Source organism: Dellaglioa kimchii (genome assembly GCF_046115505.1).
GTDB classification, from domain to species: domain Bacteria; phylum Bacillota; class Bacilli; order Lactobacillales; family Lactobacillaceae; genus Dellaglioa; species Dellaglioa kimchii.
The window spans coordinates 358,154-377,410 of the sequence record NZ_CP170736.1; the positions used below are offsets into that span (position 1 = coordinate 358,154).

At 32.5% G+C, this 19,257-nt stretch carries 18 protein-coding genes and 1 tRNA gene; 12 read left to right on the forward strand and 7 right to left on the reverse strand.

All coding sequences use genetic code 11. The features are described from left to right. Positions 1–11: 11 nt before the first annotated feature. The 3 genes from ACE83Q_RS01740 to ACE83Q_RS01750 are packed head-to-tail and all read right to left on the reverse strand — an operon-like array spanning position 12 to position 3,628. Positions 12–1,940 carry a fructose-specific PTS transporter subunit EIIC gene (locus tag ACE83Q_RS01740; RefSeq protein ID WP_409022421.1) on the reverse strand — a complete coding sequence of 643 codons (1,929 nt, stop codon included), beginning with the start codon at positions 1,938–1,940 and terminating at the stop codon, positions 12–14. A gap of 24 nt (positions 1,941–1,964) precedes the next feature. Beyond that, positions 1,965–2,876 carry a 1-phosphofructokinase gene (gene pfkB, locus ACE83Q_RS01745; RefSeq protein WP_409022422.1) on the reverse strand — a complete coding sequence of 304 codons (912 nt, stop codon included), beginning with the start codon at positions 2,874–2,876 and terminating at the stop codon, positions 1,965–1,967. Further along, entirely contained in the window at positions 2,873–3,628 is a 756-nt protein-coding gene (locus tag ACE83Q_RS01750; protein WP_409022423.1) for a DeoR/GlpR family DNA-binding transcription regulator, read from the reverse strand. Before ACE83Q_RS01750 ends, pfkB begins: the two co-directional genes overlap by 4 nt. A gap of 194 nt (positions 3,629–3,822) precedes the next feature. On the opposite strand from ACE83Q_RS01750, the gene obgE reads away from it, so the two are divergent. Then, positions 3,823–5,139 carry a GTPase ObgE gene (gene obgE, locus ACE83Q_RS01755; RefSeq protein WP_409022424.1) on the forward strand — a complete coding sequence of 439 codons (1,317 nt, stop codon included), beginning with the start codon at positions 3,823–3,825 and terminating at the stop codon, positions 5,137–5,139. Between the two features lie 81 nt (positions 5,140–5,220). After that, positions 5,221–7,131 carry an acyltransferase family protein gene (locus ACE83Q_RS01760; RefSeq protein WP_409022425.1) on the forward strand — a complete coding sequence of 637 codons (1,911 nt, stop codon included), beginning with the start codon at positions 5,221–5,223 and terminating at the stop codon, positions 7,129–7,131. A gap of 466 nt (positions 7,132–7,597) precedes the next feature. Here the strand turns inward: ACE83Q_RS01760 and ACE83Q_RS01765 are convergent, their stop codons facing one another. Continuing rightward, positions 7,598–7,882: a hypothetical protein gene (locus ACE83Q_RS01765; RefSeq protein WP_409022426.1), complete on the reverse strand. Its 285-nt coding sequence runs from the start codon at positions 7,880–7,882 to the stop codon at positions 7,598–7,600. A 79-nt stretch (positions 7,883–7,961) separates the two neighbouring features. Between ACE83Q_RS01765 and ACE83Q_RS01770 the strand changes: the two genes are divergently transcribed. From ACE83Q_RS01770 to ACE83Q_RS01800, 7 genes are read left to right on the forward strand one after another with little or no spacing between them, the layout of a single operon-like run. Next, positions 7,962–8,639: a response regulator transcription factor gene (locus tag ACE83Q_RS01770; RefSeq protein WP_409022427.1), complete on the forward strand. Its 678-nt coding sequence runs from the start codon at positions 7,962–7,964 to the stop codon at positions 8,637–8,639. After that, on the forward strand, positions 8,629–9,915 hold the full coding sequence (locus tag ACE83Q_RS01775) for a sensor histidine kinase (RefSeq protein WP_409022428.1): 1,287 nt from the start codon (positions 8,629–8,631) through the stop codon (positions 9,913–9,915). Before ACE83Q_RS01770 ends, ACE83Q_RS01775 begins: the two co-directional genes overlap by 11 nt. Before the next feature lie 19 nt (positions 9,916–9,934). After that, positions 9,935–10,882, forward strand: a complete 948-nt coding sequence (gene rnz / locus ACE83Q_RS01780) for a ribonuclease Z (protein ID WP_409022429.1) — start codon at positions 9,935–9,937, stop codon at positions 10,880–10,882. After that, a complete protein-coding gene (locus tag ACE83Q_RS01785) occupies positions 10,878–11,687 on the forward strand; it encodes an SDR family NAD(P)-dependent oxidoreductase (protein ID WP_409022789.1) in 810 nt (269 codons plus the stop codon). The genes rnz and ACE83Q_RS01785 overlap by 5 nt, the downstream gene beginning before the upstream one ends. Before the next feature lie 11 nt (positions 11,688–11,698). Further along, positions 11,699–12,064, forward strand: coding sequence for a lipopolysaccharide assembly protein LapA domain-containing protein (locus ACE83Q_RS01790; protein ID WP_409022430.1), 366 nt, complete (start codon positions 11,699–11,701; stop codon positions 12,062–12,064). Positions 12,065–12,081: 17 nt separating this feature from the next. Continuing rightward, the gene (recJ, locus tag ACE83Q_RS01795) at positions 12,082–14,412 is read left to right on the forward strand and encodes a single-stranded-DNA-specific exonuclease RecJ (RefSeq protein WP_409022431.1); all 2,331 of its coding nucleotides are present in this window, start codon (positions 12,082–12,084) and stop codon (positions 14,410–14,412) included. Positions 14,413–14,426: 14 nt separating this feature from the next. Further along, the gene (locus ACE83Q_RS01800) at positions 14,427–14,945 is read left to right on the forward strand and encodes an adenine phosphoribosyltransferase (RefSeq protein WP_409022432.1); all 519 of its coding nucleotides are present in this window, start codon (positions 14,427–14,429) and stop codon (positions 14,943–14,945) included. Between the two features lie 398 nt (positions 14,946–15,343). Here ACE83Q_RS01800 and ACE83Q_RS01805 read toward each other — a convergent pair. Further along, positions 15,344–15,430, reverse strand: a tRNA-Ser gene (locus tag ACE83Q_RS01805). Between the two features lie 51 nt (positions 15,431–15,481). Then, the gene (locus ACE83Q_RS01810; protein ID WP_409022433.1) at positions 15,482–16,345 is read right to left on the reverse strand and encodes a hypothetical protein; all 864 of its coding nucleotides are present in this window, start codon (positions 16,343–16,345) and stop codon (positions 15,482–15,484) included. Positions 16,346–16,679: 334 nt separating this feature from the next. Here ACE83Q_RS01810 and ACE83Q_RS01815 point away from each other — a divergent pair, with 334 nt between their 5' ends. Continuing rightward, the gene (locus ACE83Q_RS01815; protein ID WP_409022790.1) at positions 16,680–17,831 is read left to right on the forward strand and encodes a hydroxymethylglutaryl-CoA synthase; all 1,152 of its coding nucleotides are present in this window, start codon (positions 16,680–16,682) and stop codon (positions 17,829–17,831) included. A gap of 53 nt (positions 17,832–17,884) precedes the next feature. On the opposite strand, the gene lexA is transcribed toward ACE83Q_RS01815, so the two are convergent. Further along, positions 17,885–18,505 carry a transcriptional repressor LexA gene (gene lexA / locus ACE83Q_RS01820; RefSeq protein WP_409022434.1) on the reverse strand — a complete coding sequence of 207 codons (621 nt, stop codon included), beginning with the start codon at positions 18,503–18,505 and terminating at the stop codon, positions 17,885–17,887. Positions 18,506–18,652: 147 nt separating this feature from the next. Here lexA and ACE83Q_RS01825 point away from each other — a divergent pair, with 147 nt between their 5' ends. Beyond that, on the forward strand, positions 18,653–18,895 hold the full coding sequence (locus ACE83Q_RS01825) for a DUF896 domain-containing protein (protein WP_409022435.1): 243 nt from the start codon (positions 18,653–18,655) through the stop codon (positions 18,893–18,895). 95 nt (positions 18,896–18,990) lie between these two features. Beyond that, complete coding sequence (locus tag ACE83Q_RS01830; RefSeq protein WP_112249992.1) at positions 18,991–19,227, forward strand: YneF family protein; 237 nt, start codon at positions 18,991–18,993, stop codon at positions 19,225–19,227. Positions 19,228–19,257: the final 30 nt, after the last annotated feature.

Genomic DNA, 19,257 nt, shown 5'->3' on the forward strand with positions numbered 1-19,257 from the left:
AGTTGAACAGATTATTTCTTATTTTCTTTTGCAACTGGACGCCAGATACCAAGGATAATCCCTGCAACTGCAGCACCAATTAAAACAGAAAGTAAGTAGAACGTTTTATTTGTAGCTAAGGCAATTACCCAAAGACCACCATGGGGTGCAGGAACAGAAACGTTCCAGAATTGACTTAAACCACCACCGATTGCAGCACCAATTACACTTGATGTAATGACGTGTAATGGATCTGCTGCTGCGTAAGGAATAGCACCTTCAGTAATAAATGAAATACCAAGAATGTAGTTTGACAAACCGGCTTTTCTTTCATCTTCAGAAAATTTATTTTTCCAGAATGTTGATGCAATAGCTATTGCAAGTGGAGGAATCATACCACCAACCATAACAGCAGCCATCATTTTACCATCACCAGTAGAAGTGAAGACACCAATTGAGAATGTATAAGCTGCTTTGTTAAATGGACCACCCATATCGATAGCCATCATAGCGGCAAGAATTGTACCGATTAAGACGGCATTTGCTGTTCCCATATGAGTTAAGAAATCAGACAAGACATGATTAATTTGTGCGAAGATAGGATTAACCATAAAGAACATAATCGCGCCGACAATTAATAAGGATAAAATAGGGTAGATTAGGATAGGTTTCATCCCATCTAGTGATTTTGGTAAGTTTTTAAAGAGTTTTTTAAGACCGACAATAACATAACCGGCAATAAAACCGGCTGCTAAACCACCTAAGAAACCAGAAACAGATTCAGTTTTAATAACATTTGCGGCAGCAAAGTTGGCCATGTAACCACCAACAATACCAGGCATAAGGGCAGGACGATCACCAATACTCATAGCAATAAAACCGGCTAAGATAGGTACTAAGAAAGCAAATGCATAATTACCAATTCCATTTAAGAAGATAAAAGTTTGTGAACTTGAGCCACCGGGAACGTATTGTTCAACGATGAATGAGAGTGCCATTAAGATACCGCCACCAACAACAAATGGTAACATGTGTGATACACCGTTCATTAAGTTCTTATAAATTTCATTCCAAACACTACCAGAGGTTTCTTCATCATTTTCAGCAGCGTCGGTTCCTTTAGCATGATAAATAGGTGCTTTTCCGTTTACTGCGGCAGTAATCAATTCTTCGGCTTTTTTAATACCATCGGTAACAGGACGGTTAATTAAAGGTTTGCCATCGAACCGATCCATAGCAACTTTTTTATCAGCGGCGACAATGACACCAGACGCACGTTTAATTTCTTCGTCAGTTAAACGATGCTTAATACCTTCCGAGCCATTTGTTTCAACTTTAATGTCAACGCCCATCTCTTCAGCTTGTTTGATGAGGGCAGCTTCAGCCATATAAGTATGAGCGATACCAGTAGGGCAGGCTGTTACAGCGACCACGTATGGATTACCTGATGGTTTAACATCAGTGTTTTTAGCAGCAAGTTGTGCAGCAGCTTCTTTTGCTTCTTTTTCATTTTCAGCGGCAGTGAAGGCAGCTTGAACCTCATCTGGAGTTGTGACTGTTTTTAATTTATCAACTAAATCGGGATTAATTAATAGACTTGATAAAGCAGCTAATGCTTGTAAATGGGCATCGTTTGCACCTTCAGGAGCAGCAATCATGAAAAATAAAAATGTAGGTTGACCATCAAGTGAATCATAGTCAAGTCCTGCTTTACTTTTAGCAAATAGGACAGTAGCACGTTTAACAGCTTTATTTTTTGCATGTGGCATGGCAATACCTTCACCGATACCAGTAGTTGATTGTGCTTCACGTTTTAGAATGTCTTGTTTGTAAAGTTCCTCATCATCAATCACGCCAGCCTCAAAGTATTTATGTACCATTTCATCAATTGCTTCGGCTTTTGTTGTTGCTTGAAGATCCATAATCATGACATCTTTAAGTAATAATTCATTTAAGTCCATAGTGTAAAACTCCTTTTATAATAGTTAGATTTTCTTAATATCAATTTGTGGTAAAATTTCGTTAATTTTTTCAATAGTTGCAATATCTTCAGAAAATGCAGTTGCGGAGCCACAAGCTAGTCCATATTTAAAACTTTCAATAGGATCATTAGTTTTTGCAAAGGTACCTGTAAAACCAGCAATCATTGAATCGCCAGCACCAACTGAATTAATAACAGTCCCTTTAGGCGCATTACTTTGGTAAACAGCATCTTTAGTAATCAATAGGCCGCCATCGCCAGCCATTGAAATTAAAACATGTTGTGCACCTAATTCTAATAATTTTTGACCATATTTCACAATATCGTTGATACCGTTTAAAGTAACATTGAATAATTCAGCTAATTCATGGTGATTTGGTTTCACGACGAGAGGTTTTTCACTAATTGTTTTCAATAGTGCTTCACCAGTTGTATCAATAACAAATTGTGCGCCTTTAGAACGAATTACTTTAATTAATTCATAATAAAAATCTTGAGATAGGTTAGGAACTAAACTACCAGCTAAAATGACAGTATCATCAGACGTCAATGTTTCAAATTGCTCATTGAATAGTTTAAGTTCATCATCTGATATTAGAGGACCCTTACCATTTATTTCGGTTTCTTGGTCAGCTTTTATTTTAATATTAATTCTAGAATCAGCTTTTATTTTTGTAAATTGAGTATCTAGGTGATTAGCTATCATAGCTGACTTAATAAATTCACCTGTGAATCCACCAATAAAACCAAGTGCTTTATTAGGTTGATTCAATTCATTTAAAATTCGGGAAACGTTTATACCTTTACCACCTGGTAATTTTGTATCATAATCCATCCGATTAACTTCGCCAAGCGTTAACTTATCTAGTTGAACGATGTAATCAATAGAAGGATTTATAGTTACTGTGTAAATCATTGTTGTACCTCCAAAATTTTTGTTTGTGTTTTATAACTTTCAGAATCAGTTACCGGCAATTTATCAGTGATAATTGTAGCCTGATTAAGATCTGCAACTTTAATGAATGAAACTTGGTTAAATTTTGATTTGTCGGCTAAAACATAAGTTTGTCGACTTTGATGAATTGCGGCCAGTTTAACTGCGGCTTCTTCAGGATCTGGTGTGCTAAATCCAAATTTATTGTTAATTGAATTAATACCGAGAAAGACTAAATCAAATTGAAGGTTCTTGATTGATTTAATACTATCAGCTCCCACAATAGCCTTTGTATTAGCTTTAACTTGACCACCGATGACGATTGTTCTAATATCATTTTCAGAAAGAGAAAGTGCATGATTCACACCGTTTGTAACAACAGTTAGATTGTTAACTAACTTAAGATAGGGAATCATTGCGAAAGTTGTACTACCAGCATCAAGAAAAATCACATTATTAGGTTTGATTAAATTTGCAGCAGCTTTAGCAACTGCTATTTTATTTGGCGTATTTAATGAAAATTTTTCTTCTAAATTTGATTCAACTTTTAATGATTGGATGCTTTGTGCACCACCATGAACTCTTACTAATTCACCATCAGTTTCAAGCTGCTGTAAATCGCGTCGAACAGTTGATTCTGAGACATTTAATTTATGACAAATATCTTGTAACTTAATATAACCATGTTTGTCAATTTCAGAAATAATATATTGGCATCTTTCAATTGTAAGCACTTTCTCAACTCCTTATAAATAAAATACCACCAAAAGCATTCAAAATCAACCAAAAACATTCAAAAATACCAAAAAAATTTGAAATATGAGAAATTGGCTTGAATTTTTAAAAGAGTTAAGTAAATACATAGACAAATGACTTTTTCTTCTTTAAAATAGTAAGTTAGTAGTCAACGGAAAGAATAGGTGATCGTATGTTTATAGATCAAGTTACAATTGAAATAAAAGCAGGTAAAGGCGGCGACGGAATGGTAGCGTTCCGTCGAGAAAAATATGTACCTAATGGTGGACCAGCCGGTGGCGATGGTGGCCGTGGTGGTAGTATTGTATTTGAAGTAGATGAAGGATTAAGAACTTTAATGGATTTTAGATACAGTAAACATTTTAGAGCTGAATCTGGTGAAAAAGGAATGATTAAAGGGATGCACGGACATGGTGCACCTGATAAAAGAGTTCAAGTACCAGAAGGAACAACAATTAAAGATGCTGAAACAGGAGCAGTAATTGCTGATCTCGTACATAAAGGAGATTATGCTGTTGTTGCTAAGGGTGGCCGAGGTGGCCGTGGCAATATTAGATTTGCTAGTCCTAAAAATCCAGCGCCAGAAATTTCTGAAAATGGTGAACCTGGAGTAGAACGTAAAATTCAACTTGAGTTGAAAGTTTTAGCTGATGTTGGGTTAGTTGGATTCCCATCTGTCGGTAAGTCAACGCTTCTTTCAGTTGTGACAAGTGCCAAACCTAAAATTGCAGATTATCATTTTACAACGTTATCCCCTAATTTAGGGATGGTTCGTTTAGATGATAACCGTGATTTTGTTATTGCTGATTTACCTGGATTGATTGAAGGGGCTTCAGTTGGTGTTGGATTAGGAATTCAATTTTTACGTCATATTGAGCGGACACGTGTTATTCTTCATTTAGTTGATATGAATCCTGAAGAAGGTCGTGATCCGTTTGACGACTATCTTAAGATTAATAAAGAATTAAAAAATTACGACCCTGAATTACTTGAACGTCCGCAATTAATTGTGGCAAGTAAGATGGATATGCCAGGGGCTGCAGAACAGTTAGAAGCATTTAAAAAACAATTGGCAGAAGATTCTACAGTGGAAGAAACACCTCGTGTATTTTCTACTTCTTCTATTACTCGTGAGGGACTACAAACCTTAATGAATGTAGCTGGTGATTTATTGGAAGAAACACCAATGTTCCCAGCACTAAACTTGAAAGAACAAGAAGCACAACAAAAAATCTATGATTTCGAAAAAGAACAAGAAAAATCTGCACCTGATTTTGTTATTAATAGGGATGAAGATTTAACTTGGGTTCTTTCTGGAGAAAAATTAGAACGTCTATACCAAATGACAAATATGGACCGAGACGAAAGTTTGATGCGTTTTGCACGTCAACTTCGTGGTATGGGTGTCGATGATGCTTTACGTGAACGTGGTGCTAAAAGTGGGGATATAGTGAGAATTGATAAATTCTCATTTGAGTTCGTTGAATAATTCGAAATATTAGTAATTGATGGTTACACCATCAACAAATAAAAGGGTAATTTATATAAGATAAGAGGAGAACGGAACAAGATGGATAAGAAAAAAAGATTAAAAAAAGCCAGATATATTACTGGCTTTGATGGCGTGAGGACATTGGCTGTTATTGGGGTTATCCTTTATCACCTCGTGCCATCTAGTCTACAAGGTGGATACTTAGGTGTACCGATATTTTTTGTTGTATCGGGTTACTTGATTACTGATTTACTTAATCAGGAATGGGAACAAAATAAAAAAATTGATGTTCTAGGCTTTTATATTCGACGGGTTCGACGACTTTATCCAGCGTTATTGACGATGTTGATTGCAACTATTGCCTATATAACACTATTTCAAAGAGAGTTATTGAAAAATATTCAAGAAATTTTCGCATCAAATTTGTTATATGTTTATAATTGGTTTCAAGTTTTGCACAAAGAATCATATTTTGATCATTTCGGGACGCCATCACCATTTACGCATCTTTGGTCGCTATCAATTGAAGGTCAGTACTATTTTTTCTGGCCTATTATAGTGGCGTTGCTAATTGTGTTTTTAAAACGAAAAGAACGGATTTTTAATCTTATCTTTATTTTAGCTTTTATTTCCGCATTAGCGATGGCCTTCTTGTATAAAGCAGGATCTGATCCAAGTCGTGTCTATTATGGAACAGATACAAGAATGTTTTCGATTTTATTGGGGTCAGCACTTTCATTTATTTGGCCAAGCAGTTCTTTAAAAAAGGAAATTTCAAAAAAAGGCCGATTTGTTTTAGATGCGTTAGGTATAATATCTCTCATAACAATTATTAGTTTGTTTTTAACTATGTCAGATCAGAGTTCGCTTGTTTATCGTGGAGGGATGTTTTTCTTTTCAGTTTTAGTTATGATTTTTGTAGCTACAATTGCACATCCTGGAGCGGATATGAACAAAATTATGACAAATCCAATTTTTACTTGGGTTGGTAAGAGAAGTTATGGCATTTACCTATATCAATTTCCAATAATGGTATTCTATGAGTCAAAGATTCAGAGTATAGGTGATCATCCATGGTTAAACGCGCTAATTGAAATATCTATCATTTTATTAGTGAGTGATTTGTCATATCGATTCTTAGAAAGACCTTTACAAAGATTTAATTATAAACAAACATTTACATTTATTAAAGAAACCTTTACAAAGGGTATTAAAAACACTCGTCAAAAATTTTCTATTATTGTGGGTGCATTAATAATTGGTATAGCGTTGTTTGGAATAATTAACGGACCAAGTCTTTCAATTACTGGAGTGAATGCTTTACAGAATACTATTAGTGAGAATGCTAAAGTAGCTGATAAAAAGAATGCTGACGCATTAAAAAAACCGAGCTCGTCTAGTTCTAAGAAACAACAATCAAGTAGCAAAAGTGCTTCTAAAACTAGTTCTTCAAAAGTAGTTGCTGAAAAACAAAGCCCAACATCATTAACAAAGGCTGAGACAAAAAAAGCCTCAAGCGTATATGCAACGGCAATTGGTGATTCTGTATTGGCAGATGGAGAAAACATATTACAAGATGATTTCCCACATATGTATGTTGATGCAAAAGTCGGTCGTCAGGTATATACAGCTGCTGATGATATTAGGTTGTTGGCTAAGCAAGGTAAACTTCAAGATAACGTTGTTATTGGTTTAGGGACAAATAGTCCATTTACAACCGATCAGTTTGACGATATTATGAGTGCAGTTGGTTCGGGGAAACAAGTTTACTGGATTAATGTACATGTCCCAACAAGGCGTTGGGAAGGTACCGTTAATAGCATGTTGGAGACACAAAAGAAAAAATATTCAAATTTGCATATAATTGATTGGTATTCATATAGTAAGGATCATACAGAGTGGTTTTATGATGATAATGTTCATCCAGATCCCGATGGTTCAAAGTATTATGCAACGTATATTGCAAGACAATTAATTAAAAATATGTAAAATACTTAAGAAGCCCTACAAACTATGGTTTGTAGGGCTTCTTATTTTTTCTGGTATATTAAAATAGCTATGTTCTATAATGCTGGTTAAATTTGTTTCAACAAACCAATATTGTCCTTTTTTGAATAAGGTAGGACAATTGATGACTTAATCCAGTAGTTGTATAAATAATGTATTGTGTTAAAAATTAACGTTTAACTTAGCTATTACTTTTTAGGACGATGTACAGGGTATACAGTGAAATTAATAGGGCGACGATACTTACTATCGTAGATAGAATATTCATTTGTTTTACCTCCATTTTTTAGATATACTATAAAGACAGGATAATTATGTAGAATAACTTTATCTATTAACAAATGTCACTAATGCTAACTGTATAACAGCAGTTAGCATTTTTTATTAATACTCCATGCGATATATATAATAGTATCAAAGTAGAATGAAGATAGATTTATTTTAAGTTTTAAGCTAAAAATAGTTTATTGTGCTCTATTTTATAACCTAAAATTAAATGTAAATTTTTATCAATAGTTTGGATAAACGGCTTATTATGACGTGACTTCAACTCAGATACGTGAAGCAAATCTTGAAGTAACAAGGGTTTATCAGAGGGAGTAACAATTAAAATAAAATATTCTGATGTACTAATTACCTTAGAAATAGGGTAAAATAGATTATTAGTAGTGTAATATAAATTAAAATTTTTATTTAAATCAATAGTGGCTAATTCTAAATCGATCATTCGCATAATATTTAACCATCCTTTAGTAGAAGATATAATTATTATGCATTTTTTTTAATGAAAATGAAAGGAATGAGGACAAAAAATGCCAAGAGGATTAATTATTGAAGATGATACAATTATTTCTGATAATATTGTTGAAGCAACAGCAAAAATTATGACGTTAGAGCAAGCGTTCGATGGCGAGGAAGGCTTTTTTAAAGCTTCACAAAATATATATGATATTATTATTTTAGATTTAATGCTTCCTACAATATCGGGATTTGATGTATTAAAAAAAATTCGAGAAAAGAAAATTGACACGGCAGTGCTAATCTTATCAGCAAAAGATAGTGTTGACGATAAAATTACCGGATTTAATTTAGGGGCGGATGATTATTTAGCTAAGCCATTCAATTTAAACGAATTACAAATGAGAATAAAGGCTCTTCTGAAAAGAACAATGAAATTTGAAATAGATAGTGAACTAAAATATCAAGATATGATTTTATCTGATAACAGAACAATTATTTCTGGCAGCCAATCTATCAATTTACAGGGTAAAGAGTATGAATTCTTAACGTACTTATTGGAAAATAAGAATACTATTTTAACGAAAGAACAAATATTCGACCGTGTTTGGGGATTTACGTCCGATACTAGCATTACGGTTGTAGAAGTTTATATGAGTAATCTGAGAAAAAAATTAAAAAAGATTGGTCATGAAAAAATGATTCGAACAATTAGAAACGTTGGTTATCTGGTTGAACCTGATGAAAAATAGGGCAAGTAGAGATACGCGTATAAAATTATTTTTTATGTATCTTTTAAGCTTCAGTATTATTTTTGTAACACTTGGTTTAATTGTATATAATTCATTTAATGATACCTTAACAGTTAATGTAGATATATCAATGAAAAAACAAATTAGACGAATAAAAGATTCTAATTATGTCTCCATAAATAGAATCGATGATAGTCCACTTTTGAAGCAAGCACCTGACTTTAAAGTCTATCAAATCTTATGGTCACAAAATGGAGAAATAATTAATAAAGATGCAATGGGTACCAGGTACCCCGTTTTTAATAAGATACCATTTAAAAAATCTGATTTAAACAAATTTAAAACAATTAAACAAAAAAACGGACCTACTTTTAGGTCATACTTAATGGAAATTCCAGACTCAGCTGTTAAAAAATGGCATAAAGCACGATATATTCAAATTATTGAAAATATTGAGATTAATCAAAACTCATTGATTAGTTTTAGGAATATTTTACTTGTATCTCTGCTTATTTTTGGAATGTTGTCGATTGCCTTAAGTGTTATTTTATCATCTATTAGTATTAAACCAACGATTAGTGCATGGAATAAGCAAAGAGAATTTATCGATAATGCAGCCCATGAGCTTAGAACACCATTGACGATAGTACAAAATAAATTAGAGTATTTGTTAACAAAACCTAATGCAAATATTATCGATGAAAGCGAGTCAATTGCAACTTCATTAAGTGAGATTAGACGATTAAATAATCTAACAAAAGATCTATTATTGTTAGCTAATTCAGATTCTAATGTTAATGTGTTTAACTTTAAGAAAGTCCTTGCTAATGAATACTTTGAGAATATTATTCATCCTTATGCAGATATTGCGCTTAGTCAAAATAAACAATTTTATTTTCAAATAAATATTGCAAGTAAGTACATTCAATTAGACGAAGACCGTATACATCAATTAATTGTCATTTTACTTGATAATGCATTGAAATACACAGTAGCGGGTAATGAAATTTCGTTTATCGTTATTGAGTCGGCTAAGCAACTAGTGATACAAGTCATTAATGATGGAGAAAATATTAGTGATACACATAAAAAAATAATCTTCCAACGCTTTTATAGAGAAGAAAAATCAAGAAATCGTAAAACAGGTGGTAATGGGTTAGGCTTGTCAATTGCGAAATGGATCGTTGAGGAGCATAAAGGTAAAATTGAAGTTAGAAATAAGATACCGAAGGGTGTCGTTTTTGAAGTTACATTACCAATGAAATCAAATGAATAAGTAAGGATAGGTTAATAATATGGAATTAGAATTTTTAGGTACAGGAGCAGGAGCACCTGCAAAAAATAGAAATGTAACCAGTATTGCACTAAAACTACTAGATGAACGTAATAGTGTTTGGTTGTTTGATGTAGGTGAAGCAACACAACATCAAATTTTACAAACGACAATAAAACCTCGGAAAATCGAAAAAATATTCATTACACATTTACACGGAGATCATATTTTTGGATTGCCAGGTCTTTTGAGTAGCCGATCATTTCAAGGAGGTAATGGACCTTTAACTATTTTTGGTCCTAAAGGAATTCAAAATTTTGTGAAGACCAGTTTACAAGTTTCTGAAACGAAGTTGTCATATACAATTAAATTTGTAGAACTTGATAAACCTGGATTAATATTTGAAGATAGCACTTTTAAAGTATATTTTGATTACTTAGATCATCGTATTATAAGCGTGGGTTATCGAATTGTGGAACATGATTATGCAGGCGAATTACAAATAGATAAACTTAAAGAATTAAATATTCCGTCTGGTCCAATTTATGGAGAATTAAAAGCCGGTAAAATAGTTCAATTAGAAGACGGCACAAAATTAAATGGAAATGATTTTTTGGGAGAAACTAAAAAAGGGCGTATTGTCACAATTTTGGGTGATACAAGAAAAACAAAAAATAGTTATACATTAGCTGAAAATGCAAATGTTCTGGTTCATGAGAGTACATTTGAAAAAGCTGAATCAAAAATGGCAAGGAATTATTATCATACAACTAGTGCTCAGGCTGCAGAAATCGCTAAAAATTCAAACGTGAAAATGTTATTATTGACACATATTTCCGCAAGATATGTTGGTAAAATGGCCATTACTTTACAGAGTGAGGCAAGAAGTATCTTTAAAAATACAACGGTTGTTAGAGATTTTGATGTAATTAATGTGCCGTTTTCTCAAAAGGAAAAAGTAAATGATTAGTCAATATAAAGAGTTAAAAGATTTACGTAATAGAATCGTTCTAATTAGTGGTGGTTCAAGTGGTTTAGGTAAGGAACTGGCATATGAGGTTGCTAGAAAAGGTGCAATTGTTGTTATTTGCGCTAGACAAATGGATAAACTTACAGAGGTTAAAGATGCTTGTCAGCGTCTATCTGGTCGATTGGCTTATGCGATTGAATGTGATGTTTCTGATCCAATTCAAATTGAAAAGATGGTTAAAAAAATTGAATCTTCAATTGGACCGATTGAAGTACTTATAAATAATGCAGGGTTTGGTTTGATGGAGAATGTGTTATCTTTTGATATGGATGTTGCTGAAAAAATGTTTAGAGTAAACGTCTTGGGGCTAATGTACATGACTCAAAATGTTGCGCTAAATATGGCAGATAGAAAGTATGGCGTTATTATTAATATTGCATCTATTGCTGGGAAAATTGCAACACCGAAATCAGCAATTTATTCAGCAACGAAATATGGTGTCCTTGGTTATTCTAATGCGTTGAGATTAGAATTAAAACCACTAGGGATTAAAGTTATGACAGTTAATCCTGGACCGATTGATACTAATTTCTTCAAAATAGCTGATAAAGAGGGCAACTATTTAAAAAATATTGGATCAATGATGCTAAATCCTGCGCATGTTGCAAAGATTATATCAAGAAACATAAGTACAAATAAACGCGAAATTAATTTACCATATTATATGGAAATGGCATATTTGGGATATACAATTTTCCCTAAAATGGGAGATTTACTTGCGGGTACAGTATTTAACAAAAAATAGTGGGGGAAAATATGAAAAAACAATGGCGAACAATCATAGCGTTATTACTTATTATCGTAATAGCAATTTTTTCAATTTTAAATGTAAAGGAAGTTTCAATTAATTTTTGGTTTACAGAAATTAAAATGCCAATGATTCTTATTTTACTATTTTCAATTTTAGCAGGAGCACTGCTGATAGGTCTGTTAACAACAAGTGCAACTTTAAAATTAAAAAAAGAAAATAAAGAATTAAATCAACAATTGGATGAATATAAAAATAATTTTGATGAATTATTGAAAAATTCAATTGATAAAATAAAAACTCAGAATAGAAAAGAAGTTCAATTACTACAAAATGAAATTAAATCGTTAAAATCAGAAAATATAAATCGTTAGTAAAGTAGAGGTTTAACATGATTGAATCAAAGTATAGTTGGAAGTTTTTAGATTTAAGTAATGATAAAATACCTAATGAAATATTTGAAAATATTCAATTAGATCATTCATTGATATCTTTACTATGGAGCCGCGGACTTACATCTGAAAAAGCTATTACTGATTTTTTAAATGTAGGAGCAGAAAACATTCACGATCCAATGCTTATGCATGATATGAGTAAAGGAATTGAACGAATTCAACAAGCAATAGTTAAAAATCAAAAAATAACGGTTTATGGTGATTATGATGCTGATGGGTTAACGAGTACCTCAATCATGTTTGAGACACTTAGTGATATGGGCGCAGATGTGGAAACTTATATACCTAACCGATTTATAGATGGTTACGGACCTAATGTAGATGCTTATAAAAAAATAATAGACAATGGTACTAATTTGATTATTACTGTTGATAATGGTGTATCAGGGAATGAAGCAATAGAATTTGCTCAATCTCAAGGTATAGATGTTATCGTAACCGATCATCATGAATTACCAGATGTTTTACCAAATGCTTATGCAATAATTCATCCTCGACATCCTGAAGGAAAATATCCGTTTGGAGAACTTTCAGGTGCTGGTGTGGCATTTAAAGTTGCGAGTGCATTAACAGGTGATATTTCAGAAGAATTACTAGATTTAGTAGTAATCGGTACAGTAGCAGATTTGGTATCACTGACAGATGAAAATCGTTCACTTGTAAGTTTCGGTCTGAAGGTTTTACAACAAACGTTCCGGCCAGGATTGATTGCATTAATGGAAGTTGCGAATGTAAAACAGGACACAGTAGATGAAAAAGATATTGGTTTTGGTATTGCGCCGCGTTTAAATGCAATTGGGCGATTAGGTGATGCAAATATTGGTGTTGAACTGTTAACTAGTCTAGACGATGAACGAGCACAGGAAATAGCAAACTTTGTTCAATCTGAAAATGTACGCCGTCAAAAAATTGTAGCAGATATATTAGAACTAGCATTGAAACAGGCTACTGCAGAGTATAATCAGCAGAGGAAAACACTGGTAATAACAGGTGAAAATTGGCACGAAGGTGTGTTAGGTATCGTTGCCAGTCGTGTTGTTGAAGTAACTGGTAAGCCGACAATTATTTTAAATCAAGATACAGAAAAGGGCTATTTAAAGGGATCCGGGCGAAGTGTTGATACATTTCATTTGTATAACGCAATTAATGAGCATAGAGAATTAACATCTCATTTTGGTGGTCATCACATGGCTGTGGGGTTAACATTTCCCATTCAAAACTTAGAAAAATTTAGATTGAATTTGGAAAATGAAGCCGTATCTCAAGGGATTCAATTGAATGTTAAGCCAGTCAAAGTGATTGTAGCAGCGCTAAATATAGATCAATTGACTTTGGATTTTTATAAAGATATTGAAAAATTAAAACCATTTGGTACAGACAATGAAAAACCGATTTTTGAAATTAAATATAAATCAATACAAAATGTTAAGGCTATTGGTAAAACAGGAACTCACTTAAAATTTGAAGTTGTTGGTGAAAAAGAAAAAATTAGTGGAATTTCATTTTCAAATGCAAAGTATGTTGATGATTTCAAGAATACTTTAGATGAGATCAAATTAATCGGTGAAATTGAAAAAAATGTATGGATGAATAAAACAAATTTACAGTTAATGGTACAGGACATTAAATTTGAAGGGCTTGTAATTATTGATGAAAGAACTGACTACGTGAATAAAAGTTTATTTCAAAATGAAGGCTTGTTTATATTCTGGAATAAAAAAAATTATGACCAATTAAAACAATTTTCATCAGACAAACAGATATTTAAGCAGGCTGATCAACTAAAAAGTGTAGCAGATTTTGATAATCAAAGAACAATTATATTTGTAGATTGCCCAAGCTCGTTGGAACAAATGTCTACAATATTACGTTTATCGGATAGTCAGAAAATAATTGCAGTATTTTTAAAGACTAACAGTGCCTATTTAGATGGTATGCCATCCAGAGAACAGTATGCAAAGTTATACAAATTTGTGATGAGTCATAAAGATGTTGATATTAATAATCAACTAATCGTCTTATCTGATTTTTTAAAAATAAAGAAAAATTTATTAATATTCATGATTAAGGTGTTTTTAGAGTTGGAATTTGTTAAAATAAAAGATGGATTAATGACTGGAAAAAGTACAACAAATAAAATGGACATTAAAAATACTTCTGAATATAAGCTAAGAAATAATCGAATATTAGCTGAAGATAAGTTAGTCTACTCTAAAGAGAATGATCTTAAAAAGTGGATACTTGAACAATTGAATACAGAAGATTAAAGGAGCGTTTATTAATGGTATTAGATTTAACAAAGTATATTGCTGCAATTCCTGATTACCCAGAAAAAGGTGTTGTTTTTCGAGATATATCACCCTTAATGGCAGACGGAGCAGCATACCGCGAAGCAACAAATAAAATTGTAGAATATGCCAAGAGTAAAAATGTTGAGATGATTGTTGGACCTGAAGCTAGAGGGTTTATTGTTGGATGTCCTGTGGCCTATGATCTAGGTGTAGGATTTGCACCAGCTAGAAAAAAAGGTAAGTTACCTCGAGAAACCGTTGAGGCCAAGTATGCATTGGAGTACGGAGAATCTGCACTATATATGCATAAGGATGCGGTACAACCTGGACAGAGGGTTTTAGTAACAGATGATTTATTAGCAACTGGTGGTACGATTGCAGCGACGATAGAATTAGTTGAACAATTAGGTGGTATTGTTGTAGGGACTGCCTTCTTTATTGAATTAGATGATTTAAAGGGCCGAGAAAAAATAAAAGACTATGATATATTCAGTTTAATGAACTATTAAATTCATGATTACAGCTTTATGATAGCTGTTGTTGTATAATTTTATAAAATGAGGCTCTAGTATTGGATTTTCGTCCAATACTAGAGCTTTTTATTTTTAAATTAAGCTACGAGCTTTTGAATATTATCTTTCTTTTACCAAGAACAGACGGTTATTTGCGAAATATTAATTATATATACATCAATTTGGGTCCAAGATACAGGTATAATACTGATTTTTTATAATTCAGAAAGTCACTTAAAGCTTTTTTTAATGTTAGGTATATAAAATGTGCGAAATGTGTGCAAAGTCATATGATGTTTTAATGCTTTATAGTCTCTTTTTATACAAAATAAAAAACACAAATGCCTTTAAACTGGCGTTTGTGTTTTTTTATTTTGGTTTAATATGATATAAAAAGGAGAGTACAGGATTTGAACCTGCGCGCGCCATTACAGCGTTCGCCGGATTTCGAGTCCGGTGCATTACCACTCTGCCAACTCTCCAAAATAACTTTGTTTAGTATATCAACTTTTTAATATAATTGCAAAACTCATTTAATTATTATCAATGCTTATTAAGTTAGCAAGAAATATCCACGTGTAGCTTGCGCCAAATAATAAGCTTAGCAGATGAATATATAAAATTATTGTTGGATATGACTGAACATTTTGAATAGAATTTATGGGGTCCCCAAAAAAATCACTCAAGCCATAATATGAAATAGCTACTAAGTGATCAACAACATGGACACTGGGTAACTTAGAAACAAATTCGGTAACTTTTGATTCACCTCCTAAAACGCCTATTAAAGATGTTCCAACAAGCAAACCTTCATAGAAAATATTTAATGCAAATTCAGCAATAACCTGTACAGTATGTGCAAAATTATTTTGAACAATGTATGAAAGTAATTTTAATAAATAAAATGAACTAAAGGTAATGATAATAATACCTAATATAAATGTAAAAATGACTGTTGTTTCCATTAGTGGTGTAATCAAATTCATATAATTAATTAGATAAAAAATGAATGTAGTAATAAGTAATAATAAATACGATTCAATTTGCCAGAGTTTTGTTTTTTTAGGGAATAATTTTAGGTATGAAAAAAAACTATAACAAAACAGTAATGAAGCAATGCTAAATGTTAGTAGTCTTAAAATTAAGAACCTTGGGAAAAATATTAGACCAAAAATTGTACCAATTAAAAAACTTACTGCATAAAAATAAAATTTTTGTTCTTTTTCTTGAATAACTAAAAACGACAAAAAAGAGTGTTTAAATCTATTTTGTCTTGGTATTTTCGTAGGGGAGAATATATATTTAAAAAAATTAGTCAAACCTTTATCCCAAATAGTTAACCCAATCATAGACACCCAAATAATTAAAACAATTAAATAAAATGTTTGTGCAATCATATTAATCCCCTTTTTCGTATAAATATATGGTTAAATTTTATACGTCTAACTGGACAATTACAAGAGAATACATAAAGTGATTCTATAATTAGTATTCAAGGGGAATTAAGTGCGATACGACCAATGAGTCTTGTAATCGTTGCCGGATTTTATCTGTTCGCCAAGTGTGATAGGGTATTGATAAAGATATTTCTAGGGTAGTAATAAAAGTATTTAGGTTTAGTATTTGAAGCTGAATAATGATACCTTTTTAAACCAGTGATACCAAATCTTGCCATCAAATGAGACATCAAGTACAATAAAAACAATATAATAAATGGAAGCTGGAAGATTAATGAAAATTGGAATTGATCGAATTAATTTTTTTACATCGAATCAGTACGTTGATATGTCAGAATTAGCTAATGTCAGAAATGTAGATCCTAATAAATATTTAATTGGAATTGGCCAATCAAAAATGGCTGTTATACCGCCAACGCAGGACGTGGTGACGATGGGTGCAAATGCTGCAGATGTATTAATAGATAACGAAAATAGAGACAAAATTGACTTTGTTATTTTTGCAACAGAATCCGGTATTGATAATTCAAAGTCGACAGGAGCCTACGTTTCAGGTCTTTTAGGCTTAAAACACGTGAGATCAATCGAAATTAAGCAAGCTTGCTATGGAGCAACGGCCGCTATTCAATTGGCAAAGGGTCATGTGTCGCTTAATCCAAATAGTCAGGTTTTAGTTATCGGTGCTGATATTGCTAGATATGGTCTAAATACTGCGGGTGAACCTACACAAGGTGGCGGCGCTGTCGCAATGATTATTACGAAAAACCCAAAAATACTTTCATTAGATGCAGATAGTGGATTTGTAACGGAAAATGTTATGGATTTTTGGCGCCCATTAAATCACAGCGAAGCACTTGTAGACGGTAAAACTTCTCAGAACGTATATTTAGATTTTTTTAATCAAACATGGAATGAGTATAAAAATAAAACAGGATTAACTGTAGCTGATTTTAAGGCTATGTTATATCATTTGCCATATACAAAACTTGGTGTTAAAGGTTTAAGAGAAGTCCTTAACGAAGCGACAGATAGCAAAAAAATTGAATTAGAACGAGAATTTGAGGCAGCTAAAAAGTATAATAATCAGGTTGGAAATTTATATACTGGCTCACTATATTTAAGCTTTATATCTTTACTTGAAAATAGTAATGATTTAGAGGCCGGTGATAGAATAGGGATGTATAGCTATGGTTCAGGGGCAGTTGGAGAATTCTTTTCTGGTACATTAACAGATAATTTCAAGAGTCAATTACCGAAAATTAATTTAGAAGAACGTGTTCAAGTTTCTATTGAATTATACGAGAATATGTATCAAAATCATTTAAAAAATGATGGAGCAGATATTTATTTAGATTACAGTAATGATAAATCTAAATATATTTTAATAGGCAGCAAAAATATGCAAAGGCAATATTCTATTCAATAGAAAAAGCTACTAGATTAGTCTGACTAATTTAGTAGCTTTTTCTACTTTGTTCATTAAAAATGACGATAGAGTCCAATGACTTTGCCTAAAATAGAGACAGAATCTAAAATAATTGGTTCCATGGAATCATTTTCGGGTTGGAGACGAAAATGATTTTCTTCTTTGAAAAATCTTTTACAGGTTGCCTCATCAAATTCATTCATTGCAATAACAATTTCACCATTTTCAGCAGTTGACTGTTTTCTGACAATAACTTGATCTTCATTTAATATCCCAATATTAATCATGCTTTCTCCGCGAATTGTTAACATGAATAAATCATCTGAGGAATTAAAGTCAGGTGGGAGGGGGAAATAATCAGTTACCTGTTCAACAGCTAAAATGGGTACACCAGCAGTAACGGTCCCGACCATTGGAATTAAATTTTCATGACTATTAACGCCAATCGCATCTAATCCAAGTGGTGTAAGTTCAATTGCCCTAGGTTTGGTGGGATCTTTAGTTAGTAATCCTTTTTTTTCAAGTCGAGCAATGTGTCCATGAACAGTGGAAGTAGACGATAGAGAAACAGCTTCGCCAATTTCTCTAACAGTTGGTGGATAACCCTTCGTGTCCACTCGTTCATGAATAAAGCGCAAGACTGCAAGTTGTTTGCTGTCAGATGCTTTTGTCATTTAGTACACCTCATCATCATTATTTATTATTTTAATAGTAGCATATGAAAGTAGTTGTTGCAAACAAACGTTCGGTTAATTTGAATAATTGTTTTTTATCATATTATCAGGTATGCTTATGAGTGAAATTTTAAGGAGTGATAATAAATGATCCCAGAAGATTTAGCACCAAGAATAAATGAATTAGCTGCAAAAAGTAAAACTGATGAAGGTTTAACAAAGGCTGAAGAAGCTGAAAGAAAAGAACTTCGTGAAACGTATCTTGCATTATTTAGAGAAAGTTTTAGAAGTCGAGTGGAAATGATGCAGGTTTATGATAAAACAGGTAAAGAAGTAACACCTGACAAAGTAAAAAAAGTTCAACGTGATAAAGGTTTACGAGATAACTAAGAAAATAGTTCCCAATTTGAATAGATTTACCTTTTCTTTTATGTGAAAATTGTGTAGTATTAGTGATTGAAGTGAATTGAAAGGGGTCTTGAATTATGTCAATGGGAATGACGATTTTAATCGCCGTTATTGCGTTAGCAGTTGGACTTGTCGGAGGATTTTTCGGTGCTCGTAAGTATATGGAAACATATTTACAAAAGAACCCACCAATCAATGAAGATATGTTAAGAATGATGATGGTCCAAATGGGCCAAAAACCTTCTGAAAAGAAATTACATCAGATGATGTCATCTATGAATGCACAAGCAAAAAATAGTTCGCAAAAAAAATAATTTAATATTTTATGAACAGGCAAGGATTTC

What these genes read in the sequence shown, in the direction of transcription:
- ACE83Q_RS01740 (WP_409022421.1), bottom strand. Translation starts at nt 1,940, where the DNA reads ATGGACTTAAATGAATTATTACTTAAAGATGTCATGATTATGGATCTT.
- pfkB (WP_409022422.1), bottom strand. Translation starts at nt 2,876, where the DNA reads ATGATTTACACAGTAACTATAAATCCTTCTATTGATTACATCGTTCAA.
- obgE (WP_409022424.1), top strand. Translation starts at nt 3,823, where the DNA reads ATGTTTATAGATCAAGTTACAATTGAAATAAAAGCAGGTAAAGGCGGC.
- ACE83Q_RS01760 (WP_409022425.1), top strand. Translation starts at nt 5,221, where the DNA reads ATGGATAAGAAAAAAAGATTAAAAAAAGCCAGATATATTACTGGCTTT.
- ACE83Q_RS01765 (WP_409022426.1), bottom strand. Translation starts at nt 7,882, where the DNA reads ATGCGAATGATCGATTTAGAATTAGCCACTATTGATTTAAATAAAAAT.
- ACE83Q_RS01770 (WP_409022427.1), top strand. Translation starts at nt 7,962, where the DNA reads ATGCCAAGAGGATTAATTATTGAAGATGATACAATTATTTCTGATAAT.
- ACE83Q_RS01775 (WP_409022428.1), top strand. Translation starts at nt 8,629, where the DNA reads ATGAAAAATAGGGCAAGTAGAGATACGCGTATAAAATTATTTTTTATG.
- rnz (WP_409022429.1), top strand. Translation starts at nt 9,935, where the DNA reads ATGGAATTAGAATTTTTAGGTACAGGAGCAGGAGCACCTGCAAAAAAT.
- ACE83Q_RS01790 (WP_409022430.1), top strand. Translation starts at nt 11,699, where the DNA reads ATGAAAAAACAATGGCGAACAATCATAGCGTTATTACTTATTATCGTA.
- recJ (WP_409022431.1), top strand. Translation starts at nt 12,082, where the DNA reads ATGATTGAATCAAAGTATAGTTGGAAGTTTTTAGATTTAAGTAATGAT.
- ACE83Q_RS01800 (WP_409022432.1), top strand. Translation starts at nt 14,427, where the DNA reads ATGGTATTAGATTTAACAAAGTATATTGCTGCAATTCCTGATTACCCA.
- ACE83Q_RS01810 (WP_409022433.1), bottom strand. Translation starts at nt 16,345, where the DNA reads ATGATTGCACAAACATTTTATTTAATTGTTTTAATTATTTGGGTGTCT.
- ACE83Q_RS01815 (WP_409022790.1), top strand. Translation starts at nt 16,680, where the DNA reads ATGAAAATTGGAATTGATCGAATTAATTTTTTTACATCGAATCAGTAC.
- lexA (WP_409022434.1), bottom strand. Translation starts at nt 18,505, where the DNA reads ATGACAAAAGCATCTGACAGCAAACAACTTGCAGTCTTGCGCTTTATT.
- ACE83Q_RS01825 (WP_409022435.1), top strand. Translation starts at nt 18,653, where the DNA reads ATGATCCCAGAAGATTTAGCACCAAGAATAAATGAATTAGCTGCAAAA.
- ACE83Q_RS01830 (WP_112249992.1), top strand. Translation starts at nt 18,991, where the DNA reads ATGTCAATGGGAATGACGATTTTAATCGCCGTTATTGCGTTAGCAGTT.